24 protein-coding genes and 1 pseudogene are annotated in these 22,996 nt (G+C 41.9%); 21 read left to right on the top strand and 4 right to left on the bottom strand.

The genetic code is table 11. The annotated features are described in order from the left end of the window. Positions 1-61: 61 nt before the first annotated feature. On the bottom strand, positions 62-2,467 hold the full coding sequence (locus tag BQ5338_RS02015; protein ID WP_071145159.1) for a DUF3987 domain-containing protein: 2,406 nt from the start codon (positions 2,465-2,467) through the stop codon (positions 62-64). 988 nt (positions 2,468-3,455) lie between these two features. Here BQ5338_RS02015 and BQ5338_RS16455 point away from each other — a divergent pair. The 3 genes from BQ5338_RS16455 (at position 3,456) to BQ5338_RS02000 (ending at position 5,731) form a co-directional block, all read left to right on the top strand. Continuing rightward, positions 3,456-3,761, top strand: a complete 306-nt coding sequence (locus BQ5338_RS16455; protein ID WP_078063358.1) for a carbohydrate porin — start codon at positions 3,456-3,458, stop codon at positions 3,759-3,761. A gap of 19 nt (positions 3,762-3,780) precedes the next feature. Continuing rightward, positions 3,781-4,629 carry a sugar phosphate isomerase/epimerase family protein gene (locus tag BQ5338_RS02005; RefSeq protein WP_071145157.1) on the top strand — a complete coding sequence of 283 codons (849 nt, stop codon included), beginning with the start codon at positions 3,781-3,783 and terminating at the stop codon, positions 4,627-4,629. 457 nt (positions 4,630-5,086) lie between these two features. Further along, positions 5,087-5,731 carry a hypothetical protein gene (locus BQ5338_RS02000; RefSeq protein WP_071145156.1) on the top strand — a complete coding sequence of 215 codons (645 nt, stop codon included), beginning with the start codon at positions 5,087-5,089 and terminating at the stop codon, positions 5,729-5,731. Positions 5,732-5,762: 31 nt separating this feature from the next. Here BQ5338_RS02000 and BQ5338_RS16960 read toward each other — a convergent pair whose 3' ends face one another. Next, the gene (locus BQ5338_RS16960) at positions 5,763-5,957 is read right to left on the bottom strand and encodes a hypothetical protein (protein WP_071145155.1); all 195 of its coding nucleotides are present in this window, start codon (positions 5,955-5,957) and stop codon (positions 5,763-5,765) included. A 52-nt stretch (positions 5,958-6,009) separates the two neighbouring features. On the opposite strand from BQ5338_RS16960, the gene BQ5338_RS01990 reads away from it, so the two are divergent. From BQ5338_RS01990 to BQ5338_RS16645, 16 genes are all read left to right on the top strand, one after another. After that, positions 6,010-7,737 carry a helix-turn-helix domain-containing protein gene (locus tag BQ5338_RS01990; RefSeq protein WP_071145154.1) on the top strand — a complete coding sequence of 576 codons (1,728 nt, stop codon included), beginning with the start codon at positions 6,010-6,012 and terminating at the stop codon, positions 7,735-7,737. 378 nt (positions 7,738-8,115) lie between these two features. Then, positions 8,116-8,295, top strand: coding sequence for a hypothetical protein (locus tag BQ5338_RS01985; RefSeq protein ID WP_139265152.1), 180 nt, complete (start codon positions 8,116-8,118; stop codon positions 8,293-8,295). A gap of 12 nt (positions 8,296-8,307) precedes the next feature. Next, the gene (locus BQ5338_RS16785) at positions 8,308-8,457 is read left to right on the top strand and encodes a hypothetical protein (protein ID WP_159431302.1); all 150 of its coding nucleotides are present in this window, start codon (positions 8,308-8,310) and stop codon (positions 8,455-8,457) included. A gap of 20 nt (positions 8,458-8,477) precedes the next feature. Continuing rightward, positions 8,478-9,698 (top strand): OmpA family protein, encoded by a 1,221-nt coding sequence (locus BQ5338_RS01980; protein WP_071145152.1) that lies wholly within the window; start codon positions 8,478-8,480, stop codon positions 9,696-9,698. Between the two features lie 2 nt (positions 9,699-9,700). Then, positions 9,701-10,573, top strand: coding sequence for a FimB/Mfa2 family fimbrial subunit (locus tag BQ5338_RS01975; protein WP_071145151.1), 873 nt, complete (start codon positions 9,701-9,703; stop codon positions 10,571-10,573). An 11-nt stretch (positions 10,574-10,584) separates the two neighbouring features. Then, positions 10,585-11,598, top strand: a complete 1,014-nt coding sequence (locus BQ5338_RS01970) for a fimbrillin family protein (RefSeq protein ID WP_078063357.1) — start codon at positions 10,585-10,587, stop codon at positions 11,596-11,598. Continuing rightward, positions 11,595-13,718, top strand: coding sequence for a leucine-rich repeat protein (locus BQ5338_RS01965; RefSeq protein WP_071145149.1), 2,124 nt, complete (start codon positions 11,595-11,597; stop codon positions 13,716-13,718). The genes BQ5338_RS01970 and BQ5338_RS01965 overlap by 4 nt, the downstream gene beginning before the upstream one ends. 16 nt (positions 13,719-13,734) lie before the next feature. Then, positions 13,735-14,007: a hypothetical protein gene (locus BQ5338_RS01960; protein ID WP_139265151.1), complete on the top strand. Its 273-nt coding sequence runs from the start codon at positions 13,735-13,737 to the stop codon at positions 14,005-14,007. A 5-nt stretch (positions 14,008-14,012) separates the two neighbouring features. After that, positions 14,013-14,906, top strand: a complete 894-nt coding sequence (locus tag BQ5338_RS01955; RefSeq protein WP_139265150.1) for a hypothetical protein — start codon at positions 14,013-14,015, stop codon at positions 14,904-14,906. 56 nt (positions 14,907-14,962) lie between these two features. Next, entirely contained in the window at positions 14,963-15,856 is an 894-nt protein-coding gene (locus tag BQ5338_RS01950; RefSeq protein ID WP_071145146.1) for a fimbrillin family protein, read from the top strand. 33 nt (positions 15,857-15,889) lie between these two features. After that, positions 15,890-17,557, top strand: coding sequence for a fimbrillin family protein (locus BQ5338_RS01945; protein ID WP_078063356.1), 1,668 nt, complete (start codon positions 15,890-15,892; stop codon positions 17,555-17,557). 246 nt (positions 17,558-17,803) lie between these two features. Next, positions 17,804-18,022, top strand: a complete 219-nt coding sequence (locus BQ5338_RS16995; RefSeq protein WP_235816357.1) for an HU family DNA-binding protein — start codon at positions 17,804-17,806, stop codon at positions 18,020-18,022. Next, positions 18,015-19,064, top strand: a complete 1,050-nt coding sequence (locus BQ5338_RS01940; RefSeq protein ID WP_071145144.1) for a fimbrillin family protein — start codon at positions 18,015-18,017, stop codon at positions 19,062-19,064. The genes BQ5338_RS16995 and BQ5338_RS01940 overlap by 8 nt, the downstream gene beginning before the upstream one ends. Positions 19,065-19,075: 11 nt before the next feature. Further along, entirely contained in the window at positions 19,076-19,477 is a 402-nt protein-coding gene (locus BQ5338_RS01935) for a hypothetical protein (protein ID WP_071145143.1), read from the top strand. Beyond that, the gene (locus BQ5338_RS01930; RefSeq protein WP_071145142.1) at positions 19,459-19,740 is read left to right on the top strand and encodes a helix-turn-helix domain-containing protein; all 282 of its coding nucleotides are present in this window, start codon (positions 19,459-19,461) and stop codon (positions 19,738-19,740) included. Before BQ5338_RS01935 ends, BQ5338_RS01930 begins: the two co-directional genes overlap by 19 nt. A gap of 36 nt (positions 19,741-19,776) precedes the next feature. Beyond that, positions 19,777-20,013 carry a hypothetical protein gene (locus tag BQ5338_RS16645; protein WP_139265149.1) on the top strand — a complete coding sequence of 79 codons (237 nt, stop codon included), beginning with the start codon at positions 19,777-19,779 and terminating at the stop codon, positions 20,011-20,013. A gap of 323 nt (positions 20,014-20,336) precedes the next feature. Here BQ5338_RS16645 and BQ5338_RS16780 read toward each other — a convergent pair whose 3' ends face one another. Continuing rightward, a complete protein-coding gene (locus BQ5338_RS16780; protein ID WP_159431301.1) occupies positions 20,337-20,489 on the bottom strand; it encodes a hypothetical protein in 153 nt (50 codons plus the stop codon). Between the two features lie 192 nt (positions 20,490-20,681). Here BQ5338_RS16780 and BQ5338_RS17095 point away from each other — a divergent pair, with 192 nt between their 5' ends. Both BQ5338_RS17095 and BQ5338_RS01925 read left to right on the top strand, forming a co-directional pair. Next, positions 20,682-20,804: a hypothetical protein gene (locus BQ5338_RS17095; protein WP_262483065.1), complete on the top strand. Its 123-nt coding sequence runs from the start codon at positions 20,682-20,684 to the stop codon at positions 20,802-20,804. Positions 20,805-20,918: 114 nt separating this feature from the next. Further along, positions 20,919-22,811: an asparagine synthase-related protein gene (locus tag BQ5338_RS01925; protein WP_071145141.1), complete on the top strand. Its 1,893-nt coding sequence runs from the start codon at positions 20,919-20,921 to the stop codon at positions 22,809-22,811. Positions 22,812-22,818: 7 nt separating this feature from the next. Here BQ5338_RS01925 and BQ5338_RS16990 read toward each other — a convergent pair. After that, positions 22,819-22,957, bottom strand: a pseudogene (locus BQ5338_RS16990) (Fic family protein); the annotation flags it as partial. Between the last annotated feature and the right edge of the window lie 39 nt (positions 22,958-22,996).

Genomic DNA, 22,996 nt, shown 5'->3' with positions numbered 1-22,996 from the left:
ATCTGATGGTTCTTACCACTTTTTGAATAGCGGTAGAGTTTACGAATCAGGCTTCACCGTTTTAGTCTTTGCCTTGTGACTCCTGTTCACGAGTTCTATCCAATTTAATGTACTTGATTCCACTATAGCCTGTGTATCCTTCCTGTACTGATCGCTTTAATAAACGCTTGCTTGTGCTTAGGGAGAAATTTAATTTGGTTCCTTCTGCAACAAACTCACTATAGCTGAAACATTCGGGTAATTGCGCTAAAATGCTCTCAATGCGATGGAACTTTTTCAGAGGCTGGGCTTTGTGCTCGTCTTCCGGCAAAGAGGAGCTGATGAGCAGGCTGTGCTCTAACAATACCGTAATCATCTGTATGGCCGAGCGGAGGTCTTCGTCGGTGCAGGTACGATGTTCTACCCACCATTGATCCTCACACTTGCGCAGGGCGGTGAACACGGAGGCCAGACGCATGGTGAGCAAGCCGTGACGATAGACCACCGCACCGATGTAATCTTTTCCTTCTATAGCTACCCGGCTAAGGTATTGCTTGAAGAAATCGCTGTGCTCCTCCCATTGTGCAGGGGTGAACTCAACTTGGGTGTGCGATTGAAGGAGGTTGAGGTGCATCTGCAACACCTCTTCGCCCAACTTGCTGAAATAGTTGCGGTACTCTTCTGAATTCTTCCGAGGAGCGGGTGAGCGCCACTTCCATTGAGATTCGGCTGTGAGCAGGGCAAAGCGGCTATAAAGCCCATTCTCTTGGGAATGTATCAGGTGGACGAACTGATTGGGCGTTCCGGAGAGGCACATGCTCAGGCGGGGGTGAGGCACACGGATGGGTTCGCCCTGGTTTTTGAAGGAGGCGATCAATTCTTCGTGGTGGGCGGCTTGGCGCAAGATATCGTCTTGCTGCCCGTAGTCCTGGCTAATGGACGAGTTGAGTGTGTCAATCTCGCTGGCGTTGATGACACCTCCCAGTTCTCCGTTATTTTTCAGATGCTCTATCAGGCGGCTTTTGGAAATGTTGCCGGAGATGTTGATGTAGATACCTTTGGGCTCTTCGGGGCGTAGGGTGATGTCAGGTTTGCGCTTCTGATGTTGCGCCTGTTGCACTTCCAGATCCCAGTTCATTTTGTTCTCTTCGTATTGCCTTTTCTGCTCTTTGTAGGCCTGCTCGTAGTATCGGTGCACGGCATCATTGATCAGAGGGGTGAGAGATACGATTCCTTTGCCCGCAGCCGCGGGAGCTACAGATGCATAATAGAGGTGTGGGGAATATTCCCGGCCGTCGTATCGGAAACGAACATAGGGTAGGGCGGCAGCCAAATTGACCATTGTTCCCATAAGGAGCATGTCGCGTTCACGAGGACTTTGTGCAACCTTCATCGCTCTCTTTAGCAGGTCGGGTAGATGCTCGTACACCTCCTTTGGAAAGTAGGGTGCTTCTGCCCTCAACTCGTTGCTTTTTTCCAACATTTCATCCTCTTCATCTTCCAAGGGGGAGGGGTCACCAAAACCCATAGGTGAACCTTGAACCTTTTGAACTTTTTGAGCTTGTTCGAAATTTTTTGAATTGGAGTTAATATATTGATATCCAGCGGATAACGTCTTCTCTATCTCGGTGGATGAAAAATCAGGTTCCGTATGTTTTTCTATCACCAATCGCTTTAATTCTTCCAGTTCTGACGTTGAAAATCCTTTATATCTCGATGCTTGTCCCAGCTTTAGAATATAGTCGTGTCGATAACCGCTCACAAAGGGGTGGCGTTTGCTGAAATCACTGAGGAACGTGAGCATGTATCCTTCTGCTTTCTCCGGCACATCCGAAGCAGTGGCGACAAAAGGAACAGTTTCGGTGCTGTTCACATTAACCGTAGTCGAAGAGGTTCGGGGAATTTCCGGTTCCTGAAGTTGCATTTCGCTAATCTGAAAAACTTCCGCTTCGGGGTTGTAGTAAATGTTTGGATCGTGGGCAAGGAAACACATGCGGGTGATGTCGGGACATTGCTTGTCGCATGCAAAGTTGAGTACCCGGTCTACCTCCGCAGAAACGATGGAGAAGATGCGGGCATACTGACCCTTGTTGGCCATCGAGATGTGGATGAAAGCCTTGACCCCCTCTCCCGAGATACTGATAAATGCGACAGCCACATACGGCAACTGTTTGAGTAGATCGATCAGCTCCTGTGTGCGCTCTCCCGTGTGATCATAGTCGAGAACCATCAGGTTACTAATCTCCTGCAACTGCGAGGCCGCATGTCCACCCCTGCACACTCCACCCGGAACCACTGCCGGCATGTTTCGTTTCATGTCCGAGGCCTCTTTGAGCTTTCCCTCCTGCAGCCAACGTCGGTAAGTTTCGGTGAAGACCTGTAGATGATCACTTTGAATTTCGGATACAAAATGCGATACCGTAATAATGGTCGATTTTTTACCCCATACATGAGAGAAGAATGAGATTTTTACATTTTTAATGTTCATAATAGAAAAGTTTATGCTAAGATTATCTTAAGCGTTTGTTAGTACAAAGGTACAAAAGTTCGATTTTAGCATCCGCTTATTTTTTGTACACTTTGCCACATATACATCCCTGTTTATAAGTGTTTTGTATATGATAAAAGTGTACTAAAATAAGCGGACCTGCTTTTTAACTCTTTTTTATCTTTCCGATAATTTCGGCTACTCTCTTTCTGATTCTGTGGATAATTCTCGTCTCTTCATCCGTTAGTTCTCTTTCTTCGTTCATCACCTCTTCGAGTTCTTTTTCTATACTCTGAAGAATGTGCAGTCTTTCTCTGCTACTGCATTTTTTTTTAAATACATCTTGTTGGTTGGTTTATAATTAATAAAAAAAAGTCGCAAAATTACTGCTTATTGGCCGGAAATGCAAATGATGTGGGGGAGGAAAGAGAGGAGAGGGAGGATGGAGGAAACATAATGACCGAGTGAAGACTTGCTCTTGCGTGGGGTGGCTAGCGGTGTGGAGAAAGGTAAGTGAAACTTGCGAAATGACAAAGAGCGATTTACCTGCTTGGGTTACTGGGAGAATTTCCTAAATTTCCCCCCAATCCCCCATTCCTTACTACGTATGAGATGGGGGGGCATGAGTTTTCAGTTTGTCTTTATTTCAAATTCAACTAATTACTTACAAAATGCATCAGTTTTTACTGATGATCCTTTCAAGATCATCGAACAACTGTGAGAGATTCTCTTTTGTCTCCTGAAGGAAGAAAGCATTTAGCTTGCTGCGGTACTTAATTGTGTACTGGGTGTACAGTTTACTAAAATCGCCTAACTTTTCAGAATAATTGAATGTATTACCTGAATTTTTAATTTTGGCAATCAAACGTTTACCATTTGTATCGTTTTGAATAAATTCAAAGAACTCATCAATCAGCTTTTCAAAGGCTTCGATTTGTTCTTTTATCTTTTCTTCTTGTTTGTTGCGTTTTTCTATTGAAAAAAAGACATTGTTGCAGGATTCAGAAGTATATATTATGCAACAGATTGGTTACATCTCATTCAGGAAATACATTATGCAGTTCGTAAAGACGGAATGAACCCGGATGCCACCATGTGGAAATTTTCCTTTGCACCGACAATCGTTCCGGCAGGACAACGCAGTCCATGGTGCAGGCCTCACATCCGCTTGGTTTGTACACTTGCTCACTACAATAAGTACGCTTCTGACAATCATTACTCAGCATTTTTGCAGATCAATGAAAGACGTTGGGGAACATACATTGGCGTAAAAACGGAATGGAGGATATTTTAACTCTAAAAATAACAAAAGAATGAAAGTAAAATTCGGGGCTTCAATCCTTTCATGGATTCCTCCAAAGTGGACAGCAGAAGGAGGCTTATACGCCATACAAAAAACAGCAGAAGCTGGATTTGATTTAATAGAAATCTTGTTACCTCCCTCAATGGATATCAATGTGCAAACCGTGAAAACTGAATTGAAGAATTATAATCTTGATGCCGTGTGCAGTTTAAATCTTCCAGACAGTTGCCACATCCCATTTTATCCCCAAGCCGCCACTTCATTGATCAAAAGAGCCCTTAACAAAACAGCTGATTTAGATCTTGATTTTTTGGGAGGTGTACTGCATAGCGGTATAAATGTGTTCACGGGCGAACAAAGAACGAAGAAAGAGGAGGAAATAATCTGTGAAGTTTGGGCAGACGTAGCCGACTATGCTCAGAAACTAGGAATCACTATCGGCATCGAGCCCATCAATCGTTATGAAAGTTATGTATGCACTAGTGCAGCAGAAACATTATACATGATAGAACAGGTTAAATCGCCCAATTTAGCATTGCATCTGGACACATTTCACATGAATATTGAAGAGGATAATTTCTATGATCCAGTCATTATTGCAGGTGATAAATTGAAACACATCCACATGACAGAAAGCAATCGAGGTATGTTGGGTGAAGGTAATGTACATTGGGATGATTTGTTCCGTGGATTAGCAAGCATCAATTTTACAGGTAATCTAGTTCTGGAGAATTTTACTTCTCAGGTGAAAGGAATGCCCGGTGCTGTCTCTTTATGGAGACCTTCAAAATATAATGCTGATGATCTGGCGGCAGGTAGCTTGAAGTTTATGAAAACAAAAGCAGCGGAATTTGGATGAGAAGCCATCGCTTCATACTTCATGATCAGATATATTTCTCCCTATACCGGAAATACAAAAATGATTTAACGGACAGCCGAACGGAGAAGGCTTGGGAACGCTTGCTGCACATCATGGATTCTACTACAATAACACTGATTGCAAACTTACTATTATCTGTCATAAGAAAACGAATTAGACGGAAATGGAGTTTCTCAAATTTTGTAACAATCATAAGGCAGACACTCGTGTACTACATTGGCCTCTATATATTCTGCGAGAATCCGGAAAAAGCATGGTTGAGAATCATTATGATGATAATTCTCCTCTTACAGAAATTTCCCTTATTTAGATGATTTCATTATAACAACCTTTTAATGTTGATTTGAATAAATCAGCATTAAAAGGCTGATTTGTCAATCTTGTATATTATATTTGCAGCAGAATTAAGTATATATAATACTCAAAGGTCACTTACATGAAGATAAGAGGAGTTATTACGGGAGATATTGTCTCTTCCTCATCCATTCAGTTGGAATGGAGAGAAAAGCTGTTACTTGCCATGCAGGAAATAGCAGAGGACTTGAAAGGTATATCTCATTTGCAGATAGAGTTTTTCAGGGGTGACAGTTTTCAGATTCTTGTGGAACAACCGGCAAAAACATTATTGGTGGCAGTCCTGTTTCGAGCTGGCTTGATAAGTCGCACACCTCAGAAAAGCAAGAAACGTTGGGATGCCCGTATATCTATAGGTGTAGGAGAAGTCAGTTCCCTTGCGAATAACATTGTAGTCTCAGATGGAGAAGCTTTTCACTTCTCCGGCAGAGAAATGGATAACATAAAGAAAAAGAGACTTACTTTGCGTACAAGATGGGGGTATGTCAATGAAGAACTGTCGGTCAGTACAGCTTTTGCCGATGACATTATTTCAGGATGGACACAAGCTCAGGCGGAGGCAATCTACCTTGTATTATTGCATGACATCACTCAGAGAGAAGTCGCTTCACGAATTGACAAATCCCCTCAGACAGTAAGCAAGATTTTGGGGGCTGCCAAAGAGTATCTGATCAAGAAATACTTGGAGCGTTATCAGCAACTAATTCTCAAAGAGACAAATATATGAATATGATTGTACTATTGCGACTGCTTTTTGCTCATGTCCTTGCCGATTTCACATTGTAACCGGATAAACTCTCCAAAGGCAAAAGTGCGGGTGGATATAAAGGTTGTGCCTTTCTTCTGTTGGCAGCAAAATCCATTTTTAGATTTGGAGAGTTGAACAAGGCTGGTGAAATACGGACAACCGAATATGTTCTGATAGGAACATTGGCAAGTTTCAGCATTGCCATTATGCTTGGTCTGACAGTCTTGATGATACCATAAAATTAAAAGATTCGTATTATGAAGCGATTTTTCTTTTTACTGCTAGTTCTCTTTCTTTCTGTTGTGTCAATGAAAGCAAAAGACAATGAAGTAAACTCTATCCGACGAGAGATGAAATATCTTAAAGGAGAAGAATTGCTCAAAGCTCACAGTAAACTGTGTGACTTAGCTTTTGCACAGAACGATTCCATACAAGAACTACAGTGTCTGGATGCCTACATAGAGGAGGCGCACAGACAGCGCAATATCAAAGAGGAAGCCTTTGCTCGTAATAGCAAAATGATGTGTTATTACAATTACAATATGGAGACCGATTTAATCAGCACCATGCCCTCACACCTTGAATTCCTTGCCTCTAATAAACTTTGGAATTACTACTATAACAGTTGGTCATTGTTAGTAGATCTGTATATCTACCAAAACAAAATGCATACGGCACTGCGAGAAGCAAAAAAAATATACGAAGATGCGCGTCTGAAAAATAACAAATATGGCTTAGGAGTGGCATCTTACAATATAGGGGACGTGTATCATCATATGCAGAATATTGATGAAGCAGGAAAATATTATTCCAAAGCCATACAGAGTCTCTATGATGAAGATGATATGACAGTCTTGATGTTCTCTTATGAAAACTATGCGGAAATCTTGTCTGCAAGTTCTGACTATGACGGGATGAAAAAGCTGTCTAAGAAGTGGGAAAATAAATTAAACATACTGAAAACACGCTATGAAGAACGTGGAGACCCTCCTTCTGCACTTAACAGTAAATACAGATATTGTTATGAAGCGATGGCAGAAGCAGAGATGGAGACAGGCAATTTGGAAGAGGCTCTCAAATTGCTTCGCTTAGCAGAGCGATTAACAATAGGAAATCCTCCGATAGCTCGTCTAAAGCTCCTTCGAGAGTATGCTCGCTATTATGAACTGGCAAAAGAATACGATAAAGCTCTGGAATACAATAATCAACGAATTGAATTGAATATAACTTATCGTAACGATCGCGGTCTATTGGATGCTAAAGAGCAGAGAGCTTCTCTTTTAATGTCCGCAGGAAAGAAATCGGAAGCTGCGATGATTTTTCAAGAAATTATACCCATAAGAGATTCTTTAGCTTCCGCTCAGACGTTCTTGCAACTCAATGAACTGAATACTTTATACAAAGTAAACGAATTAATGTTGGAAAAGAAAGTTACGACCACTCGTTTGTATTTATCATTGATAATAGGGGTGATTTTGCTGATAGCTGTATTCTTATATGCAGTGTATACACGTCGTTTACATCACAAAAATAGGATATTGTATGACACGATACAGCAGTCACAGAAGGTAAAGCCTCTTTTTGAGATAAATCAAGAAGACGACAGTGAACAAGAATTAGATAATGAAGGGAAACTTTACCAGAGATTAGTCTATTTAATGCAACATGACGAAGTTTTCAATGATCCGTTGTTAAGACGAGATAGCCTTGTCAAACTACTCAATACAAATCATGTGTATTTGGCAAATGCTATACGAAAATATGCAGACAATGCAACTATCAACGATTTCATAAATGGATATCGTTTGCGCTATGCCGGCAATTTGCTTACCAATAATCCCAATCTCAATATTAGCGAAGTTGAGTATCGTTCCGGCTTTAACTCACGCACTACATTCGGGCGTTTGTTTCGTGATTATTATGGGATGTCTCCCTCAGAATACAAAACTATATCTCAAGAGAAGAAAAGCACTTCCCTTAAATGATTAAAGTCATCCCTTAGGAATCATTTGAATTGTTCCTTAGGAGTTGTCCTTGTCGTTCCTTAGGAAGTCCAGTGGGATCTTTTACGGAGAAATTTAGCCAAGAAGTCAGAATGAGACTTCTTGGCTTTTGTTTTGTATATCAGCATCTTACATTTTTGGCTCATAACTATTTCTAATTTGCACCATCGCTTTTTCGTATTTGGAACAACCTTTTTCGTATTCGGCACATCAACAAAAATAGACCTATATACTTTTGTCGCATCAAGAAAACGATATGTGACAAATATGTGGCAATACTGGGTTTACATCGTAAGGAATCAGGAAGGAATCTTAAGTATTCGATTTTCTTCGGAAGTTCGGAGCTTTCAATCAGACCTTATGGGGAAAAGAGAAGAGATATTGTATCTACGCCCTTTTCTTATTCCTTTCGATGCATTGGCTCACAAACATCTCTTGGATGACCTTTCTGAAGAAACCATTCAACGATTCATTCGGAAAAATAAGGAAGAAACGAATGCTTATATCCGAAACATTTTATTGCCCCAAACAACTTTATAAGAGACGATGAGAATGACACATTTGACAACTTTTACTGGCGTGACAGAAGTAAAGCACAAGCACGGAAAGGTGATGATGGGATATTCCTATATTGATGTGAAAGAAGATAGGGTGTCCAACAAGTATTTCATAGTTTTGCGCGAAATTTCAAGAATGTTATAAATTCATAAATACATAAGACAATGAACAGAAAACAACTTATTTTTTTATCTTTCTTGTTGCTGTTATCTGTGGTAACTAATGCCCAAACAAGAGAAATAATAGAAACCCAACATACCACAGATGGTTGGTATGTTGGTATGCAGGGTGGATCTCTATTCGGAGTAAATACATTTACCTCTTTCGCTGCCGATAAATCTCGAGTAGGATGGAACCTTTCTTCTTTCGGCGGCTATCGTTTCAATTCCATTTTATCCGTAGAAGCGTTTTTGCAAACGGGCAAAACCACTCTTGCTGTTCGTAAGGGAGATGTGGCAGCAAATTACTGGTTAGGTCAGGATATTATACGTTATCATACTCCTGTTATTGATGAAAAAGGCTGGGATTATAATAATTTGACCAGTCGCATAGGAGTATTCAGAATGGGAGTACGGGGGAATGTCAATCTACTTGGTTTTTTCTTTCCGGAAACATTCCGTGCGCGTATGGAATTGTCTCCCTCTTTATCCGCTGTATGTACAAAAGCCGATTTCGTTACAATAAATGAAAAACAAACGGTAATGAGTCATAAAGCACAATGTCATTTAGGCATTGGAGGAAGCGTACAATTCAGTTATCGTATATCTAAATATCTTGAAACTGGTATCTATGGCAGCTTTACTCATTTAAATGGGGATTTCGATCGCATTCCCAAGCACATATACAAAACCCATGACCTTTATGAATGCGGGTTGAAGTTCACGTGGGCTTTTGGAAAAGACAGAAAGAAGGTTTCACAGATTGTTGATGGTGTAAACCCTATAAAAGAAATAGAGCTGAACGAAACACAACTACCGAAAGAGCCTAAGATGGATTCTATTATCGTCTCTGACCAAGAAATAGCCGAAGCGACAGTTGTTATTTCGAATATTGAACAAGACATCATTTCATTTCCTGTCATCTACTTTTTATTTAATCGGTCAAATATTGCCCAAAGCGAAGAGTCTAAGTTACAGGAATTACTTCTTATCCTTCAAGATAATCCGAATATGAATATCCTGATTACAGGATGGTGCGATACGATGGGTAGCGATACCTATAATCAACCGCTGTCTGTGCGTAGAGCTGAAGCCGTGAAGAAGTGGCTCACAACTCATAATATCGATGCTATACGAATTCAAACACAGGGACGAGGACGGGATTTCAAAGAAAAAAATGCAGATAAAGCTCGTCGTTCAGAAACAACAGAAATGAAGGAGAAATAACTATGAAACAGACAGTCAGATATATACTATGCCTTATTGTATTAGGGCTTACAGCTTGTGAAAAAGAACCAGTGAACATAGATCACGGACTTTCTGCAGCACTTAACTGGGAAGATTTAAACGACAAGGGTAGAGAAATAGAGAATGCTTACGTTTGGATATTCAATTCAGAAGGCAGACAAGTAGTAAAGCGTCAATATAATAGTAAACAAGATGTTGCCTTAGATATTCATTCTTTAGATGCAGGGGAATATAAGGTGGTTACTGCCATCAATCTTTCATCTCCTTTTGTTTCCACCAAAGAGGATGCTTTTGAAAGTTTTACCATCGAGATGAGCGATGCAAAGGCTAATCCCGAACATGCTCATTATAGTGTAGCAACTATTAGAACCGAACAAGGTAAGAACATTCGGACTCCTCTTCCTTTACGTCGAATTTTGTCAGAACTTACAGTAGAGATAGAAGGAGCACCTAACAATTCTTCTTTGGAAGCAACTGTCATAAATGCAGCCAATGGTGTTATGCCATCTCTTAGAGATAAAAGCGGATTATGGGGAGGAGCAGCCCATATAAAGAAACAGGTTGGAATTCCGCTCGTAAAGGAACAAAAAGGCATGCTTCTTACCCTACCGATACGTTTAATGCCTACCGTAAATGGAGATAGCTATTCATATCTGTCTCTTTCTATTCGTCTTTCCGACGGAAGTTTTCGTAAATGCGAAATAGAGGCTCCGATCATGAAATCTGCCGAAAAATATTATCTAAAAGTAAAATATTCTGAACTAAAATCTTTCTTACACCTTGAACCTATACAGATCAATGATTGGGAAGAAAATTGGACAGTTAATGGAGAAATACTCAACCCCGACAAATAAAATATTTCATTATGAAGAATAACAGAATCGTCATTACATTATGGATGAGTTTCTTGCTGTTGATGTCTGCTTGTCAGCAAGAAGAAGTTGCCCTCAAACAGGCGGAAAAACCAATACCAATAGAGGTTGAACTGAAACTGGATGGATTTAAGTCTTCCACGCGTGTCAATTCTGATGGCATTTCGGCAGGAGATATTCGTGAGTTCTTTCTTCTTGTGGAAAATCCCTCGGATCCGGCTTATACCTATACGGTGAAGATGAGTAATTATTATAGTAGTACTGTATGGCGTGCCTACGATCTGGGGACGGAAAATCAACGTAAACTCTATTTCAAGAATGCTACTGACCCGGTACATATCAAGGCTGTGCATTGGAGTAATGAAAATTTTAATAATTTCTTTCTCAAAAAGACTGACCGATGGACACGTCCCTATAACATACTTTTGGATAGAAATGTATCGTATATAGGAGCATATATATTGGCTAATGATCCTGTTTATGTTAATACGACTATTATTCCCAAAGAGAGTTGTCCGAACGGAAAGTTGCGGCTCTCATTCCGTCATTTTTTTGCAAAGGTGAAGTTCACTATACAAATTCCTTTAACGAATGATAATCGAAAGTATATGATTGCAGAATCTTCTCCAATAAGTGACCTAACGGTGGAGGGACTATTCGGGACAGTGGCTAATGGCAGGTATCTCAATTGGGTAGCAGCATCAAGCGAAATAAATAAGCCCGAAGGGGTTGTATCTGAACCATTCACTCTTACCCGTTACAAGTGGACACCTTATGACGAACTCACAACTAACTATCTATTGATGGTTATACCGCAAGCTGTTGCCGACGGGACGTTTAAGGTGTCGTTTCAATTCGAGGGAAAAACTTATAACTGGACTTGTCAAGAAACGAATTTCCGCTTTGAGACCAACAAAGAATATGAAATTACATTAAAAATGACAACAGAAACAAGAAGTGCTTCAACAGCATTATATGGTACCATGCAGGAAGGAGGTAAACAATGAATAAATATATCGTTTTAGCAACTGTATGCTTAGGAGTACTTTTTACATCATGTCGACAAGATGTGATAGAGCCGGATAATTTGTCTTCAAACGCTCTCCGAATCAGAGCACAGATAGGAGATTCATTTGGGGTGACCCGTTCCATTCCAACAGGGACATCAGAAGAACAAACCCAATTCAAAGATGGGGATGTCATTGGCATATCCTACTATGACGTGAAAGATAAAGCCCACAAGAAACAGTCTCATTACCGTAAGAATGGAAATGAATGGGTTCCTATGGATGGCGGTATTAATTGGATACAAGGAGCAGATCTTTTGATCGTAGATGCTTACTATCCGGCTGAGCATACAACTAAGTTCGACGGCTCCAACCAAGCATCATGGGTCGAAGAAAACGCCCGATTTGTAGTTCCCTCTGACCAGAGAAGTACCAATGCAGATAATGATATTTCATGGGCAGACCACATGAGATGCCGGGAGGCTATAAAGAAAGAAAATAAGGATAAAACAATAGACTTAAGCTTTAAGCGTCAGATGGCAAAGGTGAACATCCGTGTTACTTCGCTTGATGAGCAATGGGATCCTGCCAAAGCTTGGGTCTCTATTGACAATCTACACACACATCGGGTAGATGTGCGAGATTTCTTCCCCAAAGGAGGCGAGGAGTTGATGCTCAACGGTGGCGAAGCCACTTGTTTGCTTCCTTTAGGCGTTTGGTATGCAGGAAATACCAGCAAATTCGCGACCATCAGTGTCTATGAATCCAAGGGACTCTCAACGGGAAAAGTTACGATGGAACTGAACTATACACCCGTCATTCAAGCAGGAAAAGCTACAACGATAAATCTCAAGATAGGGAAAAAACGAGTAGATGTAGAGCAATTCACGATTGAGCCTTGGGGAGGAAAAGTGGCTATCACGGATGCGGTAGGACCAAATATTCCGGTAATGATTGTAAAAGATGGATTTGCCCATATTTATTTGGATAGAGCTACAAACGGAACAGCGCAGATAGCCGACTCCATCGCTTCGGCAGAAAGTCAAAAACATCAAGTTCACGACTTCGTTTTCTATGGTAAGACGGCAGGCAAATTGACTCTCGACGCAAACAATAATATGCTGAGGAATACCACGATACGCTCTCTTGACCTCTCACACGTTATGGACCTTACAGCAATATCAGATAAAGCCTTCAAAGTAATGAATGAAGCTGTTGATTTTACCAAGTTTGAAGAGTTGATACTCCCATCTTCTGTAAAGGCTATCGGCAAAGATGCTTTTTTCAACAATAAGACACTCAAACGAATTGTAACGCCCGAAGTGGAAGAGGTTGCAGAGAATGCTTTTAATAACTGCCGCAGCCTTCTTGCAGTAAGTTTCCCAAAACTGAAGAAGATAAATAATAACACCTTTGAGGAATGCGTATCCATGTCTGAAGCGAATTTCCCTTTGGCAGAGGAGATAGGAGAGCACGCATTTAAGAAGGCAAGCTTGTCCGGAGGTGTTAGTGGCAAAGTGAATTTCCCAAAGGTAAGACAGATTTATCCTGAAGCCTTTGCCTATTCTTCACTTACAGGCGGAGCTTTCATTGGGGGGGACGGTGAAATCAAAACAGGATTAAATGTCAAGAATGTACTCGTATTCCCGGAAGTGATACAAATAGATACAAGAGCGTTTCTCGGTTGTAGCGGACTCATCGCCATATCCTTCCCGAAAGCCATTCGTTTTCATGATTACCTCTTTTCCGGTTGTAGCAGTCTTGCAGCTCTCAAAATTACCGCCAAGGGAGAGATGAAATACATCGGAGCTGATGTGACTCCCTTCGGTCGTGACTTCAAAAATTATCCCGCAAGTCATGCCGGAGAAGATTACAATCCCGCCCGCAATGACCCTTGGCGCTTTGGTGTGGGTACACTTTATGTGCACACCGACAAGATGCTTAATCCCAAGAACAAACTGAGTTTCCAAGTTACCGAGTATGTCCACTACATTGGCTATGGAGATAATCGTGGGCAAGCAAAGTTCGGCGGCAGATGGTGGCCGAATAATACCGCTTGGCAGGAATTGGTCTATGTGGATGACAACGGCAAAGAAACGTGGGCACATCTTATTCATTAAAAGGAAGAACTAATATATGAAGTCTCAATTAACAACAACACTCTATCTGCTCCCGCTTCTGTTCGCCTCGTGCGACAGGACGGAGCAGATAGAGCCTATGCAGTTGCAAGCCTTGCGAAGCATCTCTGTAACAAGAAGTGGTGATACTGGTGAACAGTGGAAAAACGGAGCGAAAATAACATTGTTCTCCTCCGTAGAAGCTACACCGCAAGAGTTGGTGTTTAACGGTTCGACATGGACGGATAAAGAAGGCGGTGTTATCACACGTCCCCTGCCTGCAACTTTCTAAAGAAGATGATTCTGACCAGAAGAATATCAAAAGTATTATGGATGTTGCTGGACATTCTTGCCCTCACGTCTTGTCAGCAAGAGGAGATACCGAATGCGGAGGATAACACGCCTCGTGCACTCTCGATTCAAGTAAACGTTGCCAACTACCTGCCCTTTACGTCCGAAGCCTATACACGTGTTGCTGTAGTAGGTATGCCCGATGTAGGGAAAACAAAATGGGTAGATGGAGACAATATCTTAATCATGATAAGTCTCTACCTGACTGCCGATATGCAGGGTGCTGCAAAAAAGCAAATACCACTCACTTACCAATATGACGGGATGAAATGGAACTGCATCGAGGGAGACTTCAAAGTAAAGCCCTATAAGGATCAATACAACCAGCACCACAACTACAAAGCAGCCCGCATCACCGGCTACTATTTGCCCACGCACAGGTGGCTGACCCGCTCCGATGGGTCAACGATACTGGAAGAGATAAAAGACGTACATCTTGGTAGCAAGGAGGCTTTTGCCTGTAAATCGATAGAGCAAACAGATGCCAACGGACTGAGGCAATTGGACCTCAACATAGACTTTTCCGAGGAGATGAAGTCTCGCCCCTATAGTCGCATCCGTATTGTTGCTAATTCTGGCAGCAAGGTGCAGATCCAAGGTGTCGGATTCCTGACGGCTTCAAACATAGCCAGAGGAGAATATACCCGATTATATAAATGGGAAGCTACCAGCAAAGCCATCGTGTTTGCTGACCTCAATGGAAACGCTTTCTTCTACGGCAAATGGGAAAGTCCCATCACATTCACCGTCAAAACACTGACTTCTTCGGAAAAGACAAAAACAATCACCGTATCCTTACCCTCTATCAACGGCACCAGCTACGTGATAGATATGCGCTAACAACATTGAAGTAATATCATTTTTAATAATAACAATCTAATTAAAGTTTCAGACAAATGAAAAAGAACATTCTTCTTGCTGCCACGTTGGCAGCCATTGCACTCACAAGCTGCAACAACGAGAGCGAACAGGCAAACCTCGTGGGCAAACCTGAGTACATCACCGTAAGTACCCACATCGGGGCTATGAGCCGTGTTGTCACCAATGGCAATACTTCCACCTTTGAGGATGGCGACAAGATCAGCGTTTATGCGTGGACGGGCAATGGCGATGAGGTAAACACGGCAAAACTTGTGGTAAACAATGCCGTTAATACGCTTAAAGGAGCAAAATGGGAAGCTGTCCCGATGATGAAGTGGACGGACATGATGACGCCACATTATTTCCTTTCTATCTATCCTAATCGCGCCATTACCGATTTCAAAGCCGATGCCGTGAAAGTTGATCCCGCCAAACAGGAAGAAAGCGACCTCCTTGTGGCAACCAACTTCGGCGATACCAAAAAAGGACTGATTGCAACCAACAATCCTATTTCGTTGAAATTTGACCACATGATGTCCAAACTTGTGGTGAAACTTGAGTATCGTAACGAGTTCTCGGGCACACCCACCGTTACTTCCGCCACTACCGAAGCCAAAAATGTCGGTAGCATTGATTATATCAAAGGGCTTATCACTCCCTCCGGCACTGCAGCTGCATTTACCTTACCGGTAATTATTGCTAACAAGGAATTTGCCTCTGTCATTCTGCCACAAAGCATTCAAACCGTTACCGTGGTCATAGACGGCAAAAACTATGTCTATACACACCCCACATCACTCACTCTGGGAAAAGGTAAAATACAGACCATCAAATTGATCGTTGGACGCAACCGCATCGAACTTGATCAAGTAACTATCAATGATTGGGGTACTGCCGAAGAAATTACCGGAGGGGAAGCGATAGATTAAGAGAAACACTAATAATCCATTAAAAATATCGAAATGAATACAGGTAAATCACTATTCGTGTTGTCGGCAGCGGCTGTTCTCTTCGGAGGGCTGACCTCCTGCAACAATGAGCTTATGGAACCACAAACTCCCGATAACGCCGTACATCTTACGGCAAGTATTAAAAGTCCGTTCGCCACGCGCAGCACTCCTCTCGTGGATGATGCTACTCAGTTTGTAGAGGGGGATGAAATCTTCGTTATTGCAACAGGAGGAGCCGGTCCAGATAACTATGAGGGGAAAAGTACGTATCGGTTGTCTAATGGCAAATGGAGTCCATCAGACGGGAAATATCCGCTTTGGAAATTTAACGAACTCAATTTTGAGGCATATTATCCCGCTTCCGTAGCCAAGGATGTTTTGGCAACGGATGGGGATTTCAGCAACTATATCTCCCACGTGCCTACCGACCAAACTACCAAGGAAAAAATCGCAAAGGCAGACTTGATGATGATGGAGCCTCCGAGAGCATTTCAGAAAACGGAGAACGTGGATATTACCATGCAACACAAAACCATCAAGCTGACCGTTAATGTCAAGGGATTCAAGAATCAATATGCATCCGGGATAAAGGTTGAGCAGGTGCTTTTCAACCTATCAGATGCAACCCCTGGTACAAGCATCTCTCCTAAAGAGTATATACCTTATACTGAAAGCGATGGAGGAGTGAATAGTTCCTATACCATTCTTTTGCCAACCGTGTCAGTAAGTAAATTTAACGATCTAAAGATTAGTATGCAGCCCAAGGGAGACAATGCAGTATCGGCAGATCTCTCTTCGCTCTATGGTGGTTGGCAATACGACAAGCATTATACCGTAAACATAACTGTGGGTAAAGACCGTCTCGAAGTGGGAGACGTTTCTGTCTCTGATTGGGGTGCAACGATCGATTTTCCCGATGGAAATGCGACCAAACAATCCATTCTTTCTCTTGGTGAGGCAGGCTCTGTGATAGTTCGTCTTGATTACGCCAAAGATTACGATGAAGTGATAGAGGCTATTGGTGGATATTTTGCAATTGCAGCAGGAACCGGAGTTTCAGAACATAAGTTCATAGTGGTGGGCAATGCTCGGAATTTCATCAAAGACGGACACACAGTATTCAATAACTCCGATGTCACGGAACTTGATTTGAGTGAAGTAACGGGCATTACGGAAATAGCCCCCGGTCAGTTCTACGGAGGTGCAGGAGGTGACCAAATTATAAACCTAAAAGCCATCGTATTGCCCAAAACAGTTACTTCAATTGCTAACGACGCCTTCATCAGCAATACGAATCTGCAAACAGTAATATGCCCCAATGTTCGCACCATTAAAGAAGCAGCTTTTATGAGCTGTACGGCATTAACGAAGATAGATATGCCATTGGTTCGAGAACTTAAACGAGGCTGTTTCAGTGGGTGCACGGCTCTACGTATTGTCGAATTGCGTATGCCTATTATAGAAATGGGAGTCAATGCCTTTACCGAAGAAATGGCGAAAAATATCATACTCTGTGTGCAAACCTTCCAAAAGCAATTGGAATGGAATGAAAACAAACTGTGTGGTACTGCTACTGAAACGGACATTGAGCTTGGAAATAATAAAGCCTTTGGTTTTGGTTTGGACGGTACTAAACCGCTTATTTGGAAAACTATACACAATATCAATTATCCGATATAATACATCAATGAGAGCAATCAATTGGCTGATGAAGTACACTTTCTTAACGAAGTGCTTCTGCCATTGAAATATAAAGCTCAAAAAGAGTATAAACAATGTTCTTATACAACGTAAAAAAAAAGTGATGCGCATTGGCAAAGACAAGGGTAAGACCATGTACTATGCCGCTTCTGTATCGCAAGACAAGATAACTACGAAGCAGGGGAAGGCCGTATCATCAAAGCCACTGCCCTCTCTCGTGCCGATGTGCGCAGTGCCATCACCGCCTTGGCGGAGATTGTGCGCAAAGAGATGTTTGCCGGAAGAAGCGTTGACCTTGCCGACCTCGGCTCATTCAAGGTAATATCTATGTGTAAGCGTTTTCGACTTCTCCTAATTCCACACGGACCCCGATGTCTTGATGCGATGCCACCCTGTAAGATAAAATATGATTATAAACCAATAAAAAGGAAAGACAATGAATAAATTTAATAAATTGGCAATCTTTGCTGCCATCACATTATCGGCTGTCGCTTGCAGTCAAAACGATGAGCCGATGGCTCAGACCGATCATTTCCCTGCCGACGGAGTCATTCGCGTGGCAGCCGATGTAAACAAACCTCAAACACGTGCCGGAATGACAACCGACAATCTCTCGGACTTTTTCATGTATGTGGAGAATCCTTTGGAAACTACGGGCAAATACACCTATTTCGTTAAAATAAAGAAAGACGGAGGCGTGTGGAAATCTTATAATCCACAAGGTGATAGTGAAATAGCACAAGGGCTTACTGCATCGGAAAAAGTGATGCTGTGGCAAAATAAGATGAATCCTGTGAATGTAACCGCATTCCGCATCCCCAATAATGTGGTTGCTTCCACTTGGGCTCAAGAACATAAAATCAGTATAGAAAAAGACCAAACACAGCAGGAAAATATGGAGAAATCCGACATCCTTTATATGCTCAAGAAAAGCATCAATCCTGCTACTGACCTTACTGTTGAGGGTAAGATGAAAGTACAGCTTGATCATTTCTTTGCTAAATTAAATCTTACGCTCAAGCTTGGTACCGAATTCAATTTACAACCGGGAGGTACCACATCGAATATTATTGAGGAAGTGCGTGTCTGCGGAACATCTACCGATGTAATGTGGGAATTGGATAAGCCTGTTATGACAAACAACTTTACCAAGCCTGATGATATTCGTCCTTTCGCCGCTAACTATACAGCAGGAGAAGCAGATACAAAAATGGCAGAAGCTAAATATGAGTGTATTTTCATTCCGCAAAGTGTTCCCAATACGTATGCCAACGCCGGCACTCCAATGGTGCTCCCCCCTAACTTTCTCATTAATATAAAAATCGGAGGAAAGACCTACGCATGGGAGTCAAAGAATACGTTGCAATTTACCCATAATACGCAGTATAATCTCACCCTCAACGTGGGCAAGGATGCCATTACACTCGGCGGTTTTTCAATTTTGCCTTGGGGAGACGGAGGTAGTGCAGATATAGAAACCGAGTAATCCGATTTTCGATGAATAATAGAGTAAAACTCTTCTTTGTAGCGGCAGTCCTCCTTGTGGGGTTTGCCGCTTGCAGTAATGAGGAAATAGAACCTAATGTAATGAAAAATGCCGATAATATTGTGCTTTTCATCGCAAATATAGGCTCTTCTTTTGCTACCGGCACACGAAGTATGCTATTGGGCAGCGAAACCGAACAAACAAAGTTCAATGAGGGCGATGAAATACTTATTGCGAAAGGGATATCAGAAGGAGAAAAATTCAATCAGATGTCTATATATCGTTTGACAAATGGTAAAAAGGATTATATAGCTCTCTTCCGTACTCTCCATTATACTCGTTTTTGCTTCCAAACCCTGCAAGGTACAATATCGCAGCACTTCTCAAGGCTAACATGTCTCAGAAGAGGATAGCGGAAATTGTTGGCGTACACCCGAGTATCATCAGCCGAGAATTGAAGAGGAACTTGACCCGGTCGGGCAACTACAGCTCGAATCAAGCCAATGAGTTTGCTAAAGAGCGACAGAGATGGAAGAATAAATCAAGGAGTAAGATAACTCCTAAGATTAAAGCTGATATCATCTTTTGTTTGGTGGAGTTGAAATGGTCTCCGGAGCAGATTGCCGGACGTTTTCAGATAGAGGGAAGGCCTATGACGGGTAAGACTACGATCTAGAAGTTCTTTCGTCAAGACAAGGACAATGTAGGAGAGTTGTATAAGCATACCAGACACGGTCTCTCTTATCGAAAGCAACGTCTTGCTATACCCTCTAAGACACATTGGGCTAAGCGCAAGTTCATAGAGGTACGCCCTGAATGCGTGAATAAGAAGCAAAGAGTAGGAGACTTTGAGATGGATACTGTTGTCGGAAAGGGACAGAAAGGAGTGATATTAACCTTAGTAGAGCGAGTGACAGGTTTTACTATTATCCGATTGAGAACATGGTAAGGATTCTAAAGCGCTCGCTCGTGAAGTTAATAAGGCTCTGAGTTACTATAAGAAGAAAGATCTACTACGCTCTATCATTACGGATAATGGAACGGAGTTTTCGCATTTCCAAAGTATCGAAAGCGTCCTCTTTTGAGAAGCTATCACCTAAAGACATAAGACGTTATCAGAATCTCCTAAACGACAGACCCCCAAATGAAGGTATAGATGAGTTGCTTTTCTTAAAATTGCATTAGAGGCTAGAATGTGCGAATGAAAATATTGTCTCTGATTCAGATGCTTTTTCAAAAACATTAAAAGGAATTCTGTGAGCCAATTAAAGTTTATTGATAATAGATGAAAGCAGGAACCTTATCTACAATGTACTCCACGTCCGGAATATCAAAATCATAAACCAGTAGTTCGGGAAACTCTATGTCTGAAGCAATCTTCAGTCCAAAGCCCCAATATTTATATAAATGACTTGTTTTCTCCAATTATTTGTTGCTTTTTTATTAATAATATCGTCAAAAATACTTTTTTTTCAGGATTAATATTTATTTTTGTCTATAAGTTAATCGGGTATCATAAAAAAATCTCTGTGCGTTCTAGTGTGTTGCAAAGAAAAGGCAACAATTTAATAGTCAGTGAATTAGAAATTACAAATATAAACTTAAAATTTTACGATTATGAAAAACGAAAAAGAAGAAAACAAACAAGTTTGGGAGACACCTGAAATTATTGATTTGGATGTGAATAAGGATACGGAACTTGGCGCCGGGTCTAGTTCTGATGCCATCCTCGGAAGCTAAAATAAAAATAATATAGTTGTTCAACCACACCGTCTCTCATTTTTATGAGAGGCGGTAATTCGTTTATGTTATTTAATCAAATAGAGCGCAGCGGCTCGGAATGAGGTTATACAGATGAGTGTTATCTTCGGACTATTTTACAGAGACGGCAGGCCTGTTTCTGGTGAACTTGAAACCATGTATTCGGGAATGAAACATTTTCCACACGAAAAACAGGCTTTTACCGTGCAAGGCAATTGTGGCTTTGGTCATATGCTAACGTATAATACGCCGGAGGCTGTGAACGAATCTATGCCGAAGTGGGTGGAAGCTGCACAGCTTATGTTCGTTGCAGAAGGTCGCCTTGATAACCGCGATGAGCTTTTTGGAGCACTGGATGTTCCAGCAGGAGAACGCGGCGTAATGCCTGACGGAGATTTGATGTTCAAGGCATACCTTAAATGGGGCGAAAATTGTGTGGACAGACTGATGGGCAAATGGTCGTTTGCCGCTTTTCATACCGATGAACAACGGCTTTTTATTGCCCGTGACAAGTGGGATTATTCCGATATTGAATATTATGCAGACGATAATATTTTTACTTTTTCGACATCCGAAAAAGGACTTTTACCTTTGCCGTTTATCAAAAAAGAGATTGATGAGCTGATGATTGCCAGACTGCTTGTTGTCTGGTCCGGTGATTACGATAAATCGTTTATTAAAGGGATAAAACATCTTCTGCCGTCTCATACGCTACGTGTTACACGGGAAAAAGCGGAATTACACCGCTATTGGAATTACGCGGACATTCGTGTGCATGAGGGACTGAAGTTCGAAGCCTATGTAGAAAACCTTCTTGACAGTTTCAACAAGGCGGTAGCGTGCAGGTTGCGTTCCTATAAGCCGGTAGCGGCTACGCTTAGTGGCGGCATGGATTCAAGTTCGGTTTGTGTTCTTGCTGCGGAACAACTGGCAAAGCAGGGGCAGCGTCTCAGGACATACAGCCATGTACCTCAATTTCCATCGTCAAATACGCTTTCGGAACACCAGTTCGGAGATGAACAGCCATATATTGAGACTGTCGTTGAAGCCGCAGGTAATATCGATCCGACGTTTCTCAATTCTGCAGGTATATCGCCTCTTGAAGGAATAAACGAAGCAGTACGCTTGTATGGTGTCCCTTTTCACGGCGCTTGTAATGCATACTGGATCGTCGACATTTTTAAAACCGCAGCAAAGGAGAACTATGGAACGATGCTCATGGGCGAATTCGGCAACTCGACCATTTCGTGGAATGGAATCGAAGATGCTCTTCCTGCAGGCGAAATTCTTAAGCGTTACGGCATAATAGGTCTTGCCAAGAAGAAACTATTAAAACCTATCCTTTTCGGCAATACGCCTTTTGCTCATATTTATAAGCGAATGACTTTTGGCAAGCAGCCGTGGAACAATATATCCTACTGCACAAAAGCATTTGAAGAATCGTTGGATCTTGCAAAAAAAATAAAGGCATCAGACTTCGATCCGACTTTCAGATACCATTACTCAGATCCGAAGAAACAAGCCATACGGATTTTTGATGTAAATGTTTCAAGGCTTCTATCTGGATCAGCCATTGGATGTGAAACAGGCCTTGAACTGCGTGATCCGACAGGCGATACACGCGTTATTGAAAGTGCGCTCGCTATTCCTCATGAGCTGTTTTTTGGCGAAATGAACAAATGGGTTCTGCGCACGATGATGAAAGACAGACTGCCTGATATGGTTCGCCTGAACACGAAGAAAGGAAAACAAAGCTCCGATGTTCCGGCAAGATTATATACGCACCGTGACGAGATGGATCGGATTTTTGCGGATATGAAAGCATCTGGCTTTGGTGAAATAGTCGATATGGAACGCATTCTGACTGAGTGGGAAAAGTTAAAGGCAGATTGTGACAATTATCCTGTTGGACAGGCATCACATTTCCTGAGGCCGGTTGCGGCGTTTGTGATGTACCGGATGATAGATTCGAGTTTGGTTTTGTAGTTTATGGATCCACACTGCGGAATGATATGGGACAATAATTATTGGCTATCAACATTGCATTACTTACAATGCGGGCTATGCGTTTTTTTCAAGGCTTCACGAATCTGAAATTCATTATCAATCGGCCGATAATTGGTGTCAGAAAGGGCATATATTGCATTGTTTAGAGGGGGAACTTGTCAGCT

The organism is Bacteroides ihuae, from assembly GCF_900104585.1.
GTDB classification, from domain to species: domain Bacteria; phylum Bacteroidota; class Bacteroidia; order Bacteroidales; family Bacteroidaceae; genus Bacteroides; species Bacteroides ihuae.
Note: the sequence above shows the minus strand (reverse complement) of the source record. Positions and strands in the feature narration are given on the sequence as shown.

Excerpts from the sequence above, each read along its gene's own strand:
- BQ5338_RS02015 (WP_071145159.1), bottom strand. The coding sequence starts at position 2,467 with ATGAACATTAAAAATGTAAAAATCTCATTCTTCTCTCATGTATGGGGT.
- BQ5338_RS02005 (WP_071145157.1), top strand. The coding sequence starts at position 3,781 with ATGAAAGTAAAATTCGGGGCTTCAATCCTTTCATGGATTCCTCCAAAG.
- BQ5338_RS02000 (WP_071145156.1), top strand. The coding sequence starts at position 5,087 with ATGAAGATAAGAGGAGTTATTACGGGAGATATTGTCTCTTCCTCATCC.
- BQ5338_RS16960 (WP_071145155.1), bottom strand. The coding sequence starts at position 5,957 with ATGGCAATGCTGAAACTTGCCAATGTTCCTATCAGAACATATTCGGTT.
- BQ5338_RS01990 (WP_071145154.1), top strand. The coding sequence starts at position 6,010 with ATGAAGCGATTTTTCTTTTTACTGCTAGTTCTCTTTCTTTCTGTTGTG.
- BQ5338_RS01985 (WP_139265152.1), top strand. The coding sequence starts at position 8,116 with ATGGGGAAAAGAGAAGAGATATTGTATCTACGCCCTTTTCTTATTCCT.
- BQ5338_RS16785 (WP_159431302.1), top strand. The coding sequence starts at position 8,308 with ATGACACATTTGACAACTTTTACTGGCGTGACAGAAGTAAAGCACAAG.
- BQ5338_RS01980 (WP_071145152.1), top strand. The coding sequence starts at position 8,478 with ATGAACAGAAAACAACTTATTTTTTTATCTTTCTTGTTGCTGTTATCT.
- BQ5338_RS01975 (WP_071145151.1), top strand. The coding sequence starts at position 9,701 with ATGAAACAGACAGTCAGATATATACTATGCCTTATTGTATTAGGGCTT.
- BQ5338_RS01970 (WP_078063357.1), top strand. The coding sequence starts at position 10,585 with ATGAAGAATAACAGAATCGTCATTACATTATGGATGAGTTTCTTGCTG.
- BQ5338_RS01965 (WP_071145149.1), top strand. The coding sequence starts at position 11,595 with ATGAATAAATATATCGTTTTAGCAACTGTATGCTTAGGAGTACTTTTT.
- BQ5338_RS01960 (WP_139265151.1), top strand. The coding sequence starts at position 13,735 with ATGAAGTCTCAATTAACAACAACACTCTATCTGCTCCCGCTTCTGTTC.
- BQ5338_RS01955 (WP_139265150.1), top strand. The coding sequence starts at position 14,013 with ATGATTCTGACCAGAAGAATATCAAAAGTATTATGGATGTTGCTGGAC.
- BQ5338_RS01950 (WP_071145146.1), top strand. The coding sequence starts at position 14,963 with ATGAAAAAGAACATTCTTCTTGCTGCCACGTTGGCAGCCATTGCACTC.
- BQ5338_RS01945 (WP_078063356.1), top strand. The coding sequence starts at position 15,890 with ATGAATACAGGTAAATCACTATTCGTGTTGTCGGCAGCGGCTGTTCTC.
- BQ5338_RS01940 (WP_071145144.1), top strand. The coding sequence starts at position 18,015 with ATGAATAAATTTAATAAATTGGCAATCTTTGCTGCCATCACATTATCG.
- BQ5338_RS01935 (WP_071145143.1), top strand. The coding sequence starts at position 19,076 with ATGAATAATAGAGTAAAACTCTTCTTTGTAGCGGCAGTCCTCCTTGTG.
- BQ5338_RS01930 (WP_071145142.1), top strand. The coding sequence starts at position 19,459 with ATGTCTCAGAAGAGGATAGCGGAAATTGTTGGCGTACACCCGAGTATC.
- BQ5338_RS17095 (WP_262483065.1), top strand. The coding sequence starts at position 20,682 with ATGAAAAACGAAAAAGAAGAAAACAAACAAGTTTGGGAGACACCTGAA.
- BQ5338_RS01925 (WP_071145141.1), top strand. The coding sequence starts at position 20,919 with ATGAGTGTTATCTTCGGACTATTTTACAGAGACGGCAGGCCTGTTTCT.